This window comes from Longispora sp. NPDC051575, from assembly GCF_040681875.1.
Classification (GTDB): Bacteria; Actinomycetota; Actinomycetes; order Mycobacteriales; family Micromonosporaceae; genus Longispora.
The window spans coordinates 25598-41733 of the sequence record NZ_JBFAZP010000006.1 but is presented as its reverse complement, the minus strand read 5'-3'; the positions used below and the strand labels follow the sequence as shown (position 1 = coordinate 41733).

Genomic DNA, 16136 nt, shown 5'->3' with positions numbered 1-16136 from the left:
GTCGCCGGCCTAGGCGACCGCGGTACGGAGCTCGTTGGCGACGCGTTGCAGGTGCCAGCCCAGCTCGGTGGAGGACGTCAGACGCAGGGTCACCTGGCGGTCGAGGGGGCCGCCGGGCTTGCTGCGCGCGTACCGGACCACTACCAGCCGGTACTGCTTCTGGCCGCCGTCCTCGACGCCCTCCTTGTCCCGGGCGTACAACGTGCCGTCCTCGGCCTTGAACCACTGCAGGCCCCAGGCGTTCTCCTTGCGCCGGAGCTCCTTCTGCCTGTCCTCGCCGCAGCCGTCGGGGCAGTCGCGCACCACGAGCTGCCCGCTCGGGGCCCCGGCCGCGCCCGAACCGTCGCCGCACTGGAACATCGTCGGCCAGCCGGGCTTGACCTGCTGCTTGGCGCACGTCCACGTCGTCGGGACCTTGAAGTCGAACCCGACCTCGCCCTTGGTGTTGGAGGGGACGGTCTTGTCGGTCGGCTTGTAGACCGCCCAGTAGTTCGGCCAGACGGCGACCTGCGGGGGTTCGAGGCCGGGCACCACGCCCGTCGTCGGCTCCGGCTCGGCCTGCGGGCTCGGCTTCGGGTCGGCCTTCTTGCTCAGTTCCAGGTACGCCACCACGCCGCCGCCGAGCAGCAGCACGACGACCAGCGCCAACGCGCCGAGCACCAGGAAGAGCCCCTTGCGCGACTTCTTCGGCGGCGGATACCCCGCGGCGGTGTAGGGCACCCCGGACGCCTGTCCCGGCGGCGCGCTGTACGGCGTGCCCGAGACCTGCCCGGCCGGCCCCGACACGGGGTACGGCGCGGCGGACACCGAACCGGGCATTCCCGACACCGGGTACGGCGCGGCGGACACGGGCGGCGTGGGCCAGCCCGGCGCGGGCGGGGCGCTCTGCGGGGCGCCGACCGGCGCGCCCTGTACGGGGGCGCCGGGCCACTGCGGCGCGGCCTGCGGCGGGACGGGACCGCCCTGGCCCGGAACCGGCTGCCCCGGCCACTGGTGCCCGGTCACGGCCTGCCCCTGCCACGCCTGCCCCGGACCGGGCTGCCCCTGGCCGACCTGTCCGGGACCGACCTGTCCGGGACCGACCTGTCCAGGACCGACCTGGCCCGGGAACTGTCCGGGAGCCTGCTGCGCCTGCCCCGGCCACTGCTGCGGCCCCGGCTGCGCGGCCCCGGGCTGCCCCGGATGCGGCGCGCCCACCCCGGGCGCCTGCGGATGCCCCGCCACCGGCGGAGCGCCCGCCCCGGGCCCGGCCTGCTGCGGCACGGTCGGCGGCTCGGGCGCGGCGAACACCCCCGGCTGCCGCCCGACCTGCGGCAGGCCGCTAGGCGGCGTGCTGCCCTGGTCCGGCGGGAACCCGAGCACGGCCGTCGGCTCCGACCCGTGCGGCGGGGTCGCCGACTCCGGCGCGCGCGGCGCGGCCACGGGCTCCGGCGACGTCAACGACGAGGGGAACGCCCCCGGCGGCAGGAACCGGCGATCCTCCTGTGGGATCGGCTGCAGGATCGTCGCCTGCTCCGGCTCCGGCGGCGCGGGGAACACCTGCGGCACGGTCAGCTCGGCCGACATCGGCTCCGGCGCCCAGCCCCGGCCGGGCTGGCCCGTGCCGGCGTCCGGGGCGAACGGGATGTTCATCGCGCCGAGGAACTGGCGGGCGGCGTCGTGGTTCTCGCCGTGGAAGGCGATCCAGGGCCGCTTGCCGGCGGGGTCGGTCGCGGCGACCAGGTTCTGCCCGGAGAGCACCTGGTTGATGAAGACCATCGCGAAGCTGAAGGTGGACCGGTGCGCGCTGTTGCGCTTGGCCCCGTCGGTCATCACGACGACGGTGAACCGCTGGCCGTCGTCACTCTGCGCCAGCCAGGTTTGGGCGATATGGGAGTCGCTCAGGAGCTGGAGCAGCGCGTACGGGCCGACCTTCGCCATGGTTCCTCTTCAGGGTAAGGAATGGTGCGCCCTGATGGTATCGAGTACCGGCCAGTCCTCAACGTCGGAAGTCGGCGAGATCGCAGTACCCATAAGCGTTTTGTGACTGTCCATGTGCATACAGTGAGGCCGGCCCGGGAACTCCCGGGCCGGCCTCCGCGCGGTGGTTACAGCCGGACCAGCATCTTGCCGGTGTTGGCGCCCCGCATCATCCCGAGGAACGCGTCGACGGCGTTGCCGATCCCGTCCACGACGGTCTCCTCCGCCGTGACCTCGCCGCTCGCGAGCCACCCCGCGACCTGCTGGACGAACTGCGGGGCGAGGTCGTTGTGGTCGCCGACCAGCATGCCGCGCAGGGTCAGCCGCTTGCCGATCGCGAGGGCCAGGTTGCGCGGCCCGGGCACCGGCTCCGTGGCGTTGTACTGGCTGATCGCCCCGCACAGCGCCGCCCGGCCGTGCACGTTCAGCGCGCCGATCGCGGCCTCGAGGTGCTCGCCGCCGACATTGTCGAAGTACACGTCGATGCCGTCCGGGGCGGCCTCGGCCAGCTGCCCGCGCAGGTCGCCGGCCCGGTAGTCGATGGCGGCGTCGAAGCCGAAGTCCTTGACCAGGCGGGTGGCCTTGTCGGGGCCGCCGGCCGAACCGACGACCCGGCCCGCGCCGAGCAGTCGGGCGAACTGGCCGACCAGGCTGCCGACCGCGCCGGCCGCGCCGGACACGAACACGGTCTCGCCGGCCTGGAACTCCGCCACGGCGAGCAGGCCCGCGTACGCGGTGAGGCCCGGCATGCCCAGCACCCCGAGATACGCCGAGGCGGGCGCGAGGGTGGCGTCGACGACGCGGACGCGGGCGGCGTCCACCAGCGCGAACTCCCGCCAGCCCAGGCCGTGCAGCACCGTCGCGCCGACCGGCACGTCGGGGGAGTCGGACGCGACGACCTCGCCGACCGCGCCGCCGTCCATGACCGCGTCCAGCGCGAACGGCGGGACGTAGGACTTCACGTCGTTCATCCGGCCCCGCATGTACGGGTCGACGGACATGAACGTGTTGCGGACCACGACCTGGCCGGGGCCCGGCTCCGGCACCTCGGCGGTGACCAGGGCGAAGTCCGAGGGCTTCGGCTCGCCGACCGGACGGGACACAAGGTGGATCTCACGACTCAGCATGTGATCGACCGTAGCACAGTTGCGTGCGCACGCACATACATCTACGCTGGGGTGATGTTCGATACGGAGGAAGACCGGGCCTTCTACGGGCTGATCTGGGCCGGCAACGCCCTGACCTGCCTCGTGGACAAGGCGCTCACCGCCACGCACGCGATGCCGCTGTCCTGGTTCGAGGCCCTCTTCTGGCTCGACCAGCAGACCGGCCCCGTCAGCCCCACCCACCTGGGGGAGGCCGCCATGCTGTCCCGCAGCCGGCTGTCCCGGGTCCTCGACGAGCTCGCCGCGCGGGGCCTGATCGACCGCCGGCCCAGTCCCACCGACGCCCGCGCCGTCACCGTCGTCCTCACCGACGCCGGCCGCGCCCTCTACGCCGCCGCCGACGCCACCCGCCGCGCCGCCGTCGCCCCCTCCTTCACCGACAAACTGGACGCCCAGGACACCGCCGACCTGATCCGCGTCTGGCGAAAGATCCGAAACCCCTAGCCGGCTACGGGTACCGGAGCCCCCGGCACGCATCGGCCGTCCCTGCCCCGCCACACCCCGGCGGGCGCTCCGCACCCGCCCCGCCCCACCGGGCATGCCGGCCCCGCGCCCCCGACGGGGGCGCTCCGCCCACCCCCGAGAGGCCGTCGCCGGTCATCCCGACGACGCCCCCGTCCGGGCGGCGCCTACAGCCGCACCTCCACCCCCGCAGCCCCCGGCAGGAACGTCACCCGCTCCACCTTCCCCGCAGCCACCACATCCGCCACCAGATCCTCCGCCAGCTCCATCCCGGTCAGCACCAGCTCCGCCACCGGCGCCCGCATCGACACCCGCGCCGTCGACTTCGCCTTGCGCACCGCCGCGATCAGCTCCGCCGCCACCACGAGCCCGGCGTCCCCCTCGGAGCCCCTCTCCAACGCACGGCCCCCGCCGGAGCCTCCGGCCCCGGCCCCCCACAGCCCACCCGGCCAGGTCGCCCGATGCACGGACCCCTCCCGCCACCACGACCACACCTCCTCCGTGGCGAACGGCACGAACGGCGCCAACAACCGCGACACCCCGTCCAACCCGGCCCGCAGCGTCCCCACCGCCGACGCGTCCCCCGAGTACGCCCGCTCCTTCACCAGTTCCAGGTAGTCGTCGCAGAACGTCCACAGGAACGCCTCGGCCGCGTTCAACGCCCGGGTGTGCTCGTAGGACTCCAACGCGGCCGTGCACTCGGCCACCGTGTCGGCCAGCCGCGCCAGCAACGCCCGGTCCAGCGTCGCCGTGGCCCCCGAGTCGCCCCCGGGCAGCGACAGCACGAACCGCCCCACGTTCAGCAGCTTCGTCGCCAGCCGCCGCCCCACCTTCATCTGCGCCGGGTCGAACTGGGTGTCCACCCCGAGCCGGCCCTGCGCCGCCCAGTACCGCGCCCCGTCCGGCCCGAACTCCGCCAGCAACTCCAGCGGTTCGAGCGCGTTGCCCGCCGACTTGCCCATCTTCTTCCGCTTGGTGTCCAGGATCCAGCCGGAGATCGCCGCGTGCCGCCACGGCAACCGCTCCGGGTCGCGCAGCACCGACGTGAACAGCCAGGTCCGGATGATCTCGTGTGCCTGGGCGCGCAGGTCCATCGGGTACGTCCGCGCGAACAGGTCCTCGTCGTCCCCCCAGCCGCACGCGATCCGAGGCGTCAGCGACGACGTGGCCCACGTGTCCATCACGTCCGGGTCGGCCACGAACCGCACCCCCCGGTCGGCCTCGGTGAACCCGGGCGGGCAGTCCGTCGCCGGGTCCACGGGCAGCTCCGCCTCGGGCGGCACCATCGGCCGGGCGTGGTCGGGCAGCCCGTCGGCGCCGAGCGGGTACCACACCGGGAACGGCACCCCGAAGTGCCGCTGCCGGCTGATCAGCCAGTCGGAGTTCAGCCCGGCCACCCAGTGGTCGTAGCGCACCCGCATGTGCGCCGGGTGCCACTCCAGCTCCCGACCCCGCTCCGCCAGCCAGTCGGCGTGCGCCAACGTCCGGTAGAACCACTGCCGGCTGCTCACGATCTCCAGTGGACGCTCGCCGTTCTCGTAGTACCGCACCGGGTGGGTGATCGCGCGCGGCTCCCCGAGCAGGTCCCCGGACTCCCGGAGCAGCTCCACCACCCGGGTCCGGGCCTGCTTCACGGTCAGCCCCTCGAACGGCGCGCCGAACCGCCCGTCCCGCCCGATCAGCACCCGGGTCGGCAGTTTCAGCTCCCGCCACCAGATCACGTCGGTGGCGTCGCCGAACGTGCACACCATCGCGATCCCGGTGCCCTTCTCCGGGTCGGCCAACTCGTGCGGGTGCACGGTCACCGCCCGGCCGAACAACGGGATCTCCACCTGGGTGCCGAAAAGGGCCTGGTAGCGCTCATCGGAAGGGTGCGCCACCAGAGCCACGCACGCCGGCAGCAGCTCCGGCCGGGTCGTCTCCACGGTGACGCCGGCCCCGAACCGCAGCGTGTGGTACGCCCCGGGCACCTCCCGGTCCACCTGCTCCGCCTGCGCCACGGCCGTCCGCAGGTCGGTGTCCCACGCGGTGGGCGCCTCCGCCTGGTACGCCTCCCCGGCCGCCAGGGCCCGCAGGAACGCGCGCTGCGCCACCCGCCGGGCCCGCGCCCCGATCGTCGTGTACAGCAGCGTCCAGTCCACCGACAGCCCCAGCCGCCGCCACAGCTCCTCGTACGCGCGCTCGTCGGCGGCCGTGATCTCCTCGCACAGTTCGATGAAGTTCCGCCGGGACACGGCCACCGGACGCTTCGGCGGCACGGCGGGCGGCGTGAACGCCGGGTCGTAGGGCAGCGACGGGTCGCAGCGCACCCCGTAGTGGTTCTGGGCGCGGCGCTCCGTCGGCAGGCCGTTGTCGTCCCAGCCGATCGGGTAGAACACCTCCAGGCCGCGCATCCGCTGGTACCGGGCGATGATGTCGGTGTGGGTGTAGCTGAACACGTGGCCCACGTGCAGGGTGCCGCTCACGGTGGGCGGCGGCGTGTCGATCGAGTACACCTCGGAACGGGTCCTCGACCTGTCGAAACGGTAGGTGCCGGCGGCCTCCCACCGGGCGGACCACTTCGCGTCCAGGTCGTCGAGGGACGGCTTCTCGGGGATCATGGTGGAACCTCTCGCGGGCATGCGACCAGTACCGCGCGGCACCGGGGCTACCGGGTCGAGGGCACGACCCGGGGCGCGCCGGTGCGCGGCGACGCGTGGGGCGCGGAAACGGGAAAAGGACGAGCTGGGGGAGCGGGTGCTACCCGCCCACTACTCGCCGCGTGCCCAGGGAACGGTGACGTGACGTCGAGACGGTCATCGGTCCTCCCTCAGGCGAGATCCACACGGTGGTGCCCGCCATCATACCCGGCGGGCACCACGTCTTCGAGGCTCGCGCCTCAGCCCCTCACGTGTTGATGTCGCGCCGGTTGAACGCCCACAGCCCGATCCCGACCAGGACCAGGGAGGCGGCGGCCAGGATCCCGGCGTCGCCCCACTGGAACCCGTTCTTCAGCGGCGACCCGCCCAGGTAGTAGTGGAACGGGGACACGTTGCGGGTCCAGCCCAGGCCGAGCTGTGCCCCGAAGCTGTTCGCCGCGTAGGTGAGCACCCCGACGGCGGCCGTGGTCGCGAACACCAGCCCGCGCCGCCCCACGACGCTCCCCGCGCACAGCGCCAGCGCCCCGAACAGGATGCCCAGCAGGGCCAGGTTCAGGCACTGCGCGGCCAGGTTGGTCACCGACACCGACCCGAGCTCCGCCGCGCCCCGGATCGCGACCAGCCCGACGAACACCAGCACCGCGATCCCGGTCGACCCGGCGACCAGCGCCCCGAACCGTTGCAGCACCAGGCTCGTGCGGCTCAACGGGTGCGCCAGCAGCAGGTCGAGCTGGCCGGACTCCTCGTCCCCGGCGACGGCCCGCGCGCCGGTGGACGCGCCGTAGAACAACACGAGGAGGGGTACGACGATGCCGAAGGTGTTCGCCCCCAGGTACCCGGCGGCGGAGCCCAGGTCGTCGAGGTGGAAGCCCTCCTTCAACGCGTCCGGGAGGTTCTTCAGCGCGTCGGCCATCGCGCCGCCGGACATGGAGGGGAAGAAGCTCGCGTACATCAGGGCGACCAGCGTGGTGCCCACCGACCAGCCGAGCAGGGAGCGCCGGGCGTCCCACAGGGTCTTGGTGAAGACGTTACGCGACATGGCCGGCCCCCTCGTGCTGGTAGTAGGTGAGGAACAGCTCCTCCAGGTCGGGCTCCTCGCTGAGCAGCCCGGTGACGGTGTGCCGGGCGGCGGCCTTGACCAGCGCGTCCGGGCTGCCGGCGACCCGGCAGGTCAGCACGTTGCCGTCGGCGGCCAGGTCGGTGACCCCGGGCAGGTCGAACTCGGCCGGGTCCACCGGCGCGTCGAACGTCAGGGTCACCTTGCGCACGGCGCGTTCGCGCATGTTCTCCACCCGGTCGAGGGCGACCAGTCGGCCCTCGCGCAGGATGCCGACCCGGTCCGCGACGGCCTGCACCTCGCTCATGATGTGCGAGGACATGAACACGGTCTGCCCGTTGTCCCGGGCCTCGGTGACCAGCTCCAGGAACGTGCGCTGCACGAGCGGGTCCAGCCCGGACGTCGGCTCGTCGAGGATCAGCAGCTCGGGGGCGTGCATGAACGCCTGCACCAGCCCGACCTTCTGCCGGTTGCCCTTGGACAGGCTGTGGATCCGCGCGGTGAGGTCGAGGTCGAGCCGGTCGGCGAGCGCCGGGATCCGGGCGGCCGCGCCGTCGCCGCGCAGGGCCGCGAGGAACGCCAGGCACTCCCGGACGGTCTGCCGGCCGTCGACCACGAAGTCGCCCGCGAGGTAGCCGAGGCGGCGGTGCAGGGCGACCGCGTCGGCCCGGGGGTCGAGGCCCAGCACTCGGGCGGTGCCGCCGGTGGGCCGGATCAGGTCGAGGAGGAGCCGGATGGTGGTGGACTTCCCGGCGCCGTTCGGCCCGAGATATCCAAATATTTCGCCACGTTGTACGTCGAGGGTGAGCTCCGTGAGCCCCCGGCGGCGTCCGTAGGTCTTGGCCAGCCCGTCGAGCTGGATCACCGTTTCCATAACTCGGACACTACTGAAGTTTCACAAACTTGTAAAGCTTCCGAATGATGTGGGAGGCTGGGGTCATGACCGAGACCCGCCGGCCAGCCGACGCCGAGACCCGCCGCCCCGCGACCGCGCTGCACGACGCCGCCGAACGGCTCGCCCTCGTCTTCGTCGAGAACGGCATGCAACGCATGGCCGCCCGGGTCTTCTGCGCCGTCCTGTTCGCCGAGCGGGAGACCGTGACCGCCGGGGAGATCGCCGACCAGCTCGACGTCAGCGCCGGCGCGGTGTCCGGGGCGATCAAGACCCTGATCACCGTCGGCCTGATCCAGCGGGTGCCCGCCCCCGGCAGCCGCCGCGACCACTTCCGGTTCCAGACCGACGCCTGGGCCACTCTGCTGACCAGCAAGAACAACGTGCTCGACGTGATGCGGCAGGCCGCCGACGAGGGGATCGCGGCCGCCGGCATCGACAGCCCGGCCGGCGAGCGCCTGGCGGAGATGCGCAACTTCTACGCGTACATGCTCCAGGAGACGGAGCGGATGCTCGACCGCTGGCGCGAGTACGAGGCCCGGGGCCGCGCCGGGAGCTGACCTCGCGCGCGCCGCCCGCCCATAGGACTTCCCTATGGCCCGGTAGGGAACCGATGCCTACCGACCTGCGGAAACGCGGCCGAGACTGGGTGCATGAGGAACTTCGGCCCGAACTGGTTCGCGTCCGTGATGGGCACCGGCATCGTCGCCACCTCGGCGGCCACCCTCCCGTACGCGGCCCCGGCCCTGCGCCCGGCCGCCGTCGCCGTCTGGTTCCTCGCGGCCCTCGCCCTCGCCGCCGTCACCACCGCCCACCTCCGATCGCGCCGCCGGGCCGCCGGCACCCGGGGCGGCCGCACGACGAAGACGAACATCGCGGGCCACTCCCGCGCCGTGGCCTCCCCGGACCCCACCGCCGACGGGGGCCGGCCCGGATCCGATGTCGGCGGACCGGTCGACCACTCCGCCGCCCAGTTCCACGGCGCGCCCCCCATGGCCCTGCTCACCGTCGGCGCGGGCGCGCTCCTCCTCGGCCGCGACGTGCTCGGCACCGAACTGGCCGTCGCCGTCGACGCCGTACTGTGGACCCTCGGCACCCTGTTGGGCCTGGCCAGCGCCGTCGCCGTCCCGTACCGGATGATGAGCCGCCCCGGGCCCGCCCCGGCCTCCCCGACCTGGCTGCTGCCCGTCGTCGCCCCGATGGTCTCCGCGTCCACCGGCGCGCTCCTCGTACCGCACCTGCCCGCCGGCCAGCCCCGCCTCGACCTGCTGCTCGCCTGCTACGCCCTGTTCGGGGTCAGCCTCGTCGCCACGCTCGCGATCCTGCCGCAGGTCTGGGCCCGGCTGGTCCGGGAGCCGCTGGCCGCCGCTGCCGTCCCGACCCTGTGGATCGTGCTCGGCCCGCTCGGCCAGTCCGTGACCGCCGCGAACCTGCTGGGTGACGCCGCGCACACCGCCGTGGCCGGCCCGACGGCACGCGCGCTGGAGTTCTTCGGCCTGGTCTACGGCGTACCCGTCTTCGGCTTCGCCCTGCTCTGGATCGTGCTCGCCGGCCTGCTCACGGCGCGCGCGGCCCGGGCCGGACTCCCGTTCACGATGACGTGGTGGAGCTTCACGTTCCCGGTGGGGACGTGCGTGACGGCCGCGACCGGACTGGCGCACCGGACCGGTTCCCCCGCGTTCGCGGTGCTGGCCGTGGCGCTGTTCGTGGCGCTGGTGGCGGCCTGGGCGACGGTCGCGACCCGCACCGTGTACTCCCTGTTCCGCACGGAGACCCCAGGTCCGACCGCCCCCGGCCGATCGCCGTTCCCGGGCCTGGAGCCCGTCGGGCCGGGCGCGCCCGGGTCGCGGACCACGGAGCCGGGCGCCACCCTCACCGCCCTCCGGTGAAACGCCTGCGGGCGCGACCCCCTGCCGGGGGTCGCGCCCGCAGGCACAGGTCGTTCTAGGCGGCGGGGACAGCCTCCGGAACCGTGGCCCGGGCCCGCACCAGCCCGGTCAGGCCGAGCACCGCGCCCATCCCGATCCACAGGATCACCATCGTGCCCGCCGCCAGGACCCGGAAGTCCCACAGCAGCTTCGGCGGCACCTCGATCGCGTCCGGGTTGTTCGGCAGGATCACGAACATCAGCACCAGCGCCAGCACGGGCACGGCCGCGACGACGAGGTGCCGGACGGGCGTGGCCGCGCCCCGGCTGACCAGCCAGGAGTGCAGCAGCAGCGCCCCGGCGACGGCGACGAGCCCCATCACCGTGGCGGCGAGCCAGGCGTCGGTCCGACCGTCCACCGTGTCGCCGTTGCCGACCCCGGGCGGGTTCGCCGGGTAGCGCAGGAACGGCAGCAGCCAGACGCCGACCAGGCCGGCCGTGGCGAGCCGCAGCGAACGGCCCCACACGTCGGTGTCGAGGTCGGAGCGGTGCACCAGGAAGTACACGAGGCCGAACAGGGCGCCGAGGGCCAGGCCGACGGCGAGCATCGCGACCATGAGGCCGAAGTGCTGCTCACCCCGGGTGAACACCTCCTCGCCGACCTCGCCGGCCGCCGCCGAGCGGGCCGACTCGATGTCGACGGCCCGGTCCATGATCGGTTCGGCGATCAGTCGGGCGAACCCGCCGGCGAGCACACCGGCGGCGCCGCCGGCCAGGAGTCCCCGGCCGAGCAGCGACAGTACGGAGGCCATCAGTGGCAGGGGGCGCCGGCGACGTGCCGGGCGTCGTGGGCGAACTCGTGCACGAAGTTGCTGTCGAAGGACAACTTGCCGAGCAGCGGGGCGAGCAGCGCGCCCTGGTCGATGAACACCGCGTACAGCGTGAGCAGCGCGAACACGACCGCCACGGCGACGATGATGCCGTCGCGGACCGGGCGCAGAGCGGCTCCGGTGTCGGCGACGGCACCGGGAGTGGTCAAGGAAGCCATCTGGTACTCCTCCCCGGGGTGTCCCCGCCCCGGTATCGGGAGAACGACGGGTCAGTGTCCTGACTCCCGGATCGTCGTCACCCCTCGGCCTTCCCGCCCGTGGGGCAGTGGCCGCGTACGAGGGAGAACTCCCCGGTCACAGTGGCGGGACCGTCCCGGATTCACACCGGAGTTCCTGCGCACCGTCGCCTCATTGTTAATTTGTGCGCACCCAGCATCGACGCAGAGTGCTCCACAGTCAACCCGAACGTAGTGCTGTTCATCACATCCGAACGTGCGCGGTTTCCGGCTCCCGCCCGAGCCGCCGCACGCCCCGCACGGCGAACAGCGCGAGCGCCGACGGCACCCCGACCAGCGTCATCACCATCAGCGTCGGATGCAGCCCGAACGCGTCGGCCGCCGGACCGGCCAGCGCCATACCGACGGGCATCGATCCCACGGTGACGAGGAGATCGAACGACGTCACCCGCGACAGCGACCCCTCCGGAATGTGGGTCTGCAACGCCGTCTCCCACAGCGTGAAGAACAACGCCACCGCCACCCCGGTCACGCCCTCCAGCACCGCGATCACCGCCAGCGACCCGGCCCCGCCGATGATCAGCGCCTGGCACGACGCGACGGTCAGCGCGGCGGCGGCCACCAGCAGCGGACGCGCCGGCCGCCAGCGCATCGCGATCACGTCGCCCACGATCGACCCGACCCCGAACGCGGCCACCACCACCGCCCAGCCCTTCGCCCCGCCCAGTTCCCGCTCGGCGAGCACCGGGCCCAGAACGAAGACCGAGGGCAGGACGACCAGGTGGTACACGGCGGCGGCGGTCAGGGTCGACCACACCCAGGACCGGGTCCGCACCGCGCGGAACCCGTCGCGCAGCTCGGCCAGGAAGTCGCCGGCCTCCTCCACGGTCCCCGCCCGGGGCCGCAACCGGGCCAGGTACACCGCGCTCACCGCGAACGTCAGCGCGTCGACCGCGAGTGCGCCGCCCGGCCCGAACACCACCACCAGCCCACCCGCGACCGCCGGCCCCGCCACCAGCCCGGCCGACATCACGAACCCGCGCAGCGCGTTGGCCTCCTGCAACCGCTCCGGCGACACCGTCAACGGCACGAGCCCGGACATCGCGGGACTGAAGAACGCGTCGGCGGTGCCGAAGATCCCCATCAGCGCGACCAGGTGCCACACCCGCGCGTCCCCGGTGAACAGCAGCACGGCGGCCACCACCTGCGTCCCGCACCGCACGATGTCGGACACCAGCATCACCCGGTGCCGGGGCAACCGGTCCGCCCACACCCCGCCCACCAGGGTGAACAGCAGGAACGGCACCGTGGCCGCCGCGATCACCCAGCCCACGTCGGCCGCGCTGCCACCGATGGACAGCACCGCGAACGGCAACGCCACGAACGTCACCCGGTCACCCAGGCTGGACCAGGCCTGCCCCGCGAACAGCAGCGCGAACTGCCTCTCCTCACGCAGGACGGCGGGCCACGGAATTCTCATGGCCGGATTCTCGTCCGCGCGTTTGGGCCGGGCCACCGGTTTAACCCCAGATCAACCCCCTCATCTGGGTACGGATCCCCGCCGCCTTCCGCGACGCCGGCACCACGCCCCACGCGGGCCACCCCGGGGCACAGGCGGGTCCGCGGGTGCTGACCCGCGCCGGTCCGCCCCGGAGTCCCGCCGTGAGGACGGACCATGCCCCGGGCTCGCCGGTCCGGGGCACAGCCCTTCCGTCGCGCGGGACCGCGCCGGGGTGCCGACCTGTGCCGGTCCGCGCGCGGGCGCCTGCCCGGTCGGGGACCGGGGACGGAGATGTGGGGGAGGTGCCGATGCGCGGTGGTCGCCGCCCCACTCGTAGCCATATGCGGTTTGGAGGGGTTGAACTGGGGGTCAGGCCAGGAAGACGTCGGGGCCGTCCGGGAGTTGGGCGCGCGGGCCCGGCACCTTGTAGTCGTCGGTCAGCAGCGTCGTCGGGCCCGGCCAGGTCGACTGGGTGACCTCGATGGTGCGCCGGTCGCCGTCGAACGCGGTGTGCAGCAGGGTCAGCACGGGGGTGTCGGCCCGGATCTGGAGCGTCTCGGCCTCCTCGCGGGTGGGCAGCCGGGCGCTGAGCTGGTCGGTCGCGTAGACGTAGCGCCGGCCGCTGGCCTCCTCCACCTCCTGGTAGAGCGGCCGGGTCAGCGGCGTCAGCCCGTCCAGCGGACTGCCCGTGACCTCGGCCGGCCGCAGCCAGCTCGCGCTGACCTCCACGACCTGGTCCTGGCTCGTGACCAGGGACCGCCGGACCAGCAGCTCCGCGCCGTCGGGCAGCCCGAACGCGCTGGCCACCTCGTGCGGGGCGGCCGACCGGCCGACCAGGGTGACCTGCTGGCGGTAGTGCCCGTTGGGGTCGGAGTGGTAGCCCCGGGTGCTGCCGTAGCGCCCCCGGGCCAGGCGGGCCAGCTTGCGGCGCACGCCCCGGACGTAGGTGCCCGAGCCCGGCCGGGTGATCAGCAGCCCCTCGATCCGGAGCTGGTCGATCGCGCGCTGGGCGGTCTGTTTCGCCACGCCGTAGATCTGGCCGATGTCGGGGATGGACGGCAACTTCTCGCCGGGGCCCCAGTCGCCGTGCTGGATCTTGGCACGGATCTGGTCGGCGATCTGGCGGTGGGGCCACTCGGCGGCCCCGGGGTTGACGGACACGGGCGCCTCCCTCGCAGGTTCCTAGGATGCCACAGATGTGTGACCGATGCCACGGCGCAAGGGATTTCTCCCTATCGGTGGGTCGGCCGAGGGTCATAGCGTGGCCGTACCGCCGACCCTCGGCGTGACCTCCACCGCGCCGGGGACGTCAGGTCCGCGGCGGGCCGGGCCGGGCCTCGCGGGCGGTGCGGGTCCCGGCCCGTGGGCTGGACGTTCACTCCGCTGTCAGGGGTCGGTCAGGTGACGTTCCGCAGTGTGCTGTCCGACCGGGACACCGTGGTCGGCGTACGCCACGGGTGGGTGGCGCGCAGTACCACTCTGAGGGGGGTGGGAGGAGGGGACGGGTCCCGACCCGTCCCCTCGCCGCCCACGGTGGGGACACAATGACCGACATGGAGTATCCGCAGATCCTGGAGCAGGTCCGCGCGCAGGTCGCCGGCGAGATCGGCGGTGGCCTGGTCGCCGACTACATCCCGGCGCTCGCCGCCGTGGACCCCGGCCGGTTCGGGATGGCGGTGGCCACCGTCGACGGCGCGGTGTACGGGACCGGGGACTGGCAGGTCCCGCTGTCCGTGCAGAGCGTGACCAAGGTGTTCAGCCTGGCCCTCGTGCTCCGGGAGGACGGGGAGAAGATCTGGCGGCGGGTGAGCCGGGAGCCGTCCGGCAACCCGTTCAACTCGCTGTTGCAGCTGGAACAGGACCGGGGGATCCCGCGCAACCCGTTCGTCAACGCCGGGGCGCTGGTCGTGACCGACCGGCTGCTGACGTTGACGGGGGACGCCCGGGGCGCGGTGCGGGACTTCCTGCGGGCCGAGGGCTCCACGGGCACGGACCCGACGGGTACCGGGGGCCCGGCGGCCGGCTCGGGGCTGGCCGGCGTCGGGCCGAGCATCGACTTCGACCTGAAGGTGGCCGCCTCGGAGGCCGAGCACGGGCACCGCAACGCCGCCCTCGCGCACCTGCTCGCCAGCTACGGCAACCTGGAGAACCCGGTCGCCGACGTCCTGGAGCACTACACCTGGCAGTGTTCCCTGGTCATGACGTGCGAGGAACTGGCGCTGGCGGGGCGGTTCCTGGCCCGGCACGGTACGGCCGCCGACGGGACGCGCCTGCTGTCCCGCAGCGACGCCAAACGGCTGAACGCGACGATGCTGACCTGCGGCACGTACGACTCGGCCGGCGAGGTCGCCTACCGGGTCGGGCTGCCCGCGAAGAGCGGCGTCGGCGGGGCGGTCCTGGCCGTGGTGCCGAACCGGTGCGCGCTGGCCGTGTGGGGGCCGGGGCTCGACGCGAGCGGGAACTCCGTGGCGGGGTTGGCGGCGCTCGACGCGTTCACGACGCTGACCGGGTGGTCGGTGTTCTGACGGGCACCCCCGCCGAGGGCTCGGGGACGGTCGACCCGGCCGGAAGGGCAGGCCCGCTCGCCGCCGGCAGGCCGGGCCACGGTGTGGGCGGCGCGCCGGTTCCCCGTACCCGTCGAAGGGGTTATGCCTGGGTCGGGCCGCCGCGACGGCGCAGGTACTTCTCGAACTCCTTGGCGATCTCGTCGCCGGACAGCGGCCGCAGCCCCGCGTCACCCTCGCGCTGCTCCAGCTGCCGGACGTAGTCGCCCAGCTCGCTGTCCTCCTCGGCCAGGGCCGTGATCCGCCGCTCCCACTCGGTGGCCTCCTCCGACAGCCCGGCCAGGGGCACGGGCAGGTCGAGGAGCTCCTCGATGTGGTGCAGCAGGGCCAGCGTCGCCTTCGGGCACGGCGGGTTGGAGGCGTAGTGCGGGACGTGCGCCCAGAAGGACACGACGTTGAGCTCGGCGCGGGTGGCCGCCTCGTGCAGGACGCCGACGATGCCGGTGGGGCCCTCGTAGCGGGCGCCGACCAGGCCCAGGCGCTCGGTCTCGGCCGGGTTGGTGGACGTGCCCGACACGGGCAGCGGCCGGGTGTACGGCACGTCGGCGAGCAGGGCCCCGAGCAGCACGATCCGCTCGACGCCGAGGCTGTGGCACATCTCCAGGACGTCCTCGGAGAAGGCCTTCCACCGCATGTTCGGCTCGATGCCCCGGATCAGCACGATGTCGCGCTCCAGCTCCGGCGGCGTGGCCACCAGGAACTGGGTGGTCGGCCAGTCGATCCGCCGGGCCTCGCCCTCGACGAGGGAGATGACGGGCCGGGTGACCTGGAAGTCGTAGTAGTCGTCGGGGTCCACGGCCGCGATGGGTCGCGCGTCCCACACGGCGTCGAGGTGTTCGATGGCCGCGGTCGCGGAATCCGCCGCGTCGTTCCACCCCTCGAAGGCGGCGATGGCGATGGGCGAGCGGAGCACCGGCAGGCCGTCGAATTCGGTCACCTGGTCAGACTACGTCGCCCGGGTGG

14 protein-coding genes and 1 riboswitch are annotated in these 16136 nt (G+C 73.5%); of the genes, 4 read left to right on the top strand and 10 right to left on the bottom strand.

The genetic code is table 11. From position 1 onward, the window contains the following. Positions 1–9: 9 nt before the first annotated feature. On the bottom strand, positions 10–1920 hold the full coding sequence (locus AB0M43_RS17760; RefSeq protein WP_363725864.1) for a hypothetical protein: 1911 nt from the start codon (positions 1918–1920) through the stop codon (positions 10–12). A 167-nt stretch (positions 1921–2087) separates the two neighbouring features. Beyond that, complete coding sequence (locus AB0M43_RS17755; RefSeq protein ID WP_363725863.1) at positions 2088–3086, bottom strand: NADP-dependent oxidoreductase; 999 nt, start codon at positions 3084–3086, stop codon at positions 2088–2090. A gap of 54 nt (positions 3087–3140) precedes the next feature. Between AB0M43_RS17755 and AB0M43_RS17750 the strand changes: the two genes are divergently transcribed. Then, complete coding sequence (locus AB0M43_RS17750) at positions 3141–3569, top strand: MarR family transcriptional regulator (RefSeq protein ID WP_363725861.1); 429 nt, start codon at positions 3141–3143, stop codon at positions 3567–3569. A 185-nt stretch (positions 3570–3754) separates the two neighbouring features. Here AB0M43_RS17750 and valS read toward each other — a convergent pair whose 3' ends face one another. The 3 genes from valS to AB0M43_RS17735 all read right to left on the bottom strand — a co-directional run bounded on the left by valS (position 3755) and on the right by AB0M43_RS17735 (position 8157). Further along, a complete protein-coding gene (gene valS, locus AB0M43_RS17745; protein WP_363725860.1) occupies positions 3755–6187 on the bottom strand; it encodes a valine--tRNA ligase in 2433 nt (810 codons plus the stop codon). A 286-nt stretch (positions 6188–6473) separates the two neighbouring features. Beyond that, complete coding sequence (locus AB0M43_RS17740; RefSeq protein ID WP_363725858.1) at positions 6474–7265, bottom strand: ABC transporter permease subunit; 792 nt, start codon at positions 7263–7265, stop codon at positions 6474–6476. Next, on the bottom strand, positions 7255–8157 hold the full coding sequence (locus AB0M43_RS17735) for an ABC transporter ATP-binding protein (protein WP_363725856.1): 903 nt from the start codon (positions 8155–8157) through the stop codon (positions 7255–7257). Before AB0M43_RS17735 ends, AB0M43_RS17740 begins: the two co-directional genes overlap by 11 nt. Positions 8158–8222: 65 nt before the next feature. Here AB0M43_RS17735 and AB0M43_RS17730 point away from each other — a divergent pair, with 65 nt between their 5' ends. Both AB0M43_RS17730 and AB0M43_RS17725 read left to right on the top strand, forming a co-directional pair. Beyond that, on the top strand, positions 8223–8735 hold the full coding sequence (locus tag AB0M43_RS17730; RefSeq protein ID WP_363725854.1) for a MarR family transcriptional regulator: 513 nt from the start codon (positions 8223–8225) through the stop codon (positions 8733–8735). A gap of 93 nt (positions 8736–8828) precedes the next feature. Then, the gene (locus tag AB0M43_RS17725; RefSeq protein WP_363725852.1) at positions 8829–10064 is read left to right on the top strand and encodes a TDT family transporter; all 1236 of its coding nucleotides are present in this window, start codon (positions 8829–8831) and stop codon (positions 10062–10064) included. 55 nt (positions 10065–10119) lie between these two features. On the opposite strand, the gene AB0M43_RS17720 is transcribed toward AB0M43_RS17725, so the two are convergent. From AB0M43_RS17720 to AB0M43_RS17705, 4 genes are all read right to left on the bottom strand, one after another. Next, entirely contained in the window at positions 10120–10854 is a 735-nt protein-coding gene (locus AB0M43_RS17720) for a CbtA family protein (protein WP_363725850.1), read from the bottom strand. After that, positions 10854–11090, bottom strand: coding sequence for a CbtB-domain containing protein (locus AB0M43_RS17715; RefSeq protein WP_363725848.1), 237 nt, complete (start codon positions 11088–11090; stop codon positions 10854–10856). The genes AB0M43_RS17720 and AB0M43_RS17715 overlap by 1 nt, the downstream gene beginning before the upstream one ends. Positions 11091–11121: 31 nt before the next feature. After that, positions 11122–11320, bottom strand: a riboswitch (cobalamin riboswitch). A 32-nt stretch (positions 11321–11352) separates the two neighbouring features. Then, complete coding sequence (locus AB0M43_RS17710; RefSeq protein ID WP_363725846.1) at positions 11353–12588, bottom strand: MFS transporter; 1236 nt, start codon at positions 12586–12588, stop codon at positions 11353–11355. Between the two features lie 390 nt (positions 12589–12978). Continuing rightward, on the bottom strand, positions 12979–13770 hold the full coding sequence (locus AB0M43_RS17705) for a GntR family transcriptional regulator (protein WP_363725844.1): 792 nt from the start codon (positions 13768–13770) through the stop codon (positions 12979–12981). Positions 13771–14162: 392 nt separating this feature from the next. On the opposite strand from AB0M43_RS17705, the gene AB0M43_RS17700 reads away from it, so the two are divergent. Then, on the top strand, positions 14163–15134 hold the full coding sequence (locus tag AB0M43_RS17700; protein WP_363725842.1) for a glutaminase: 972 nt from the start codon (positions 14163–14165) through the stop codon (positions 15132–15134). Positions 15135–15255: 121 nt separating this feature from the next. Here the strand turns inward: AB0M43_RS17700 and AB0M43_RS17695 are convergent, their stop codons facing one another. Continuing rightward, positions 15256–16110, bottom strand: a complete 855-nt coding sequence (locus AB0M43_RS17695) for a PAC2 family protein (RefSeq protein WP_363725840.1) — start codon at positions 16108–16110, stop codon at positions 15256–15258. Positions 16111–16136: the final 26 nt, after the last annotated feature.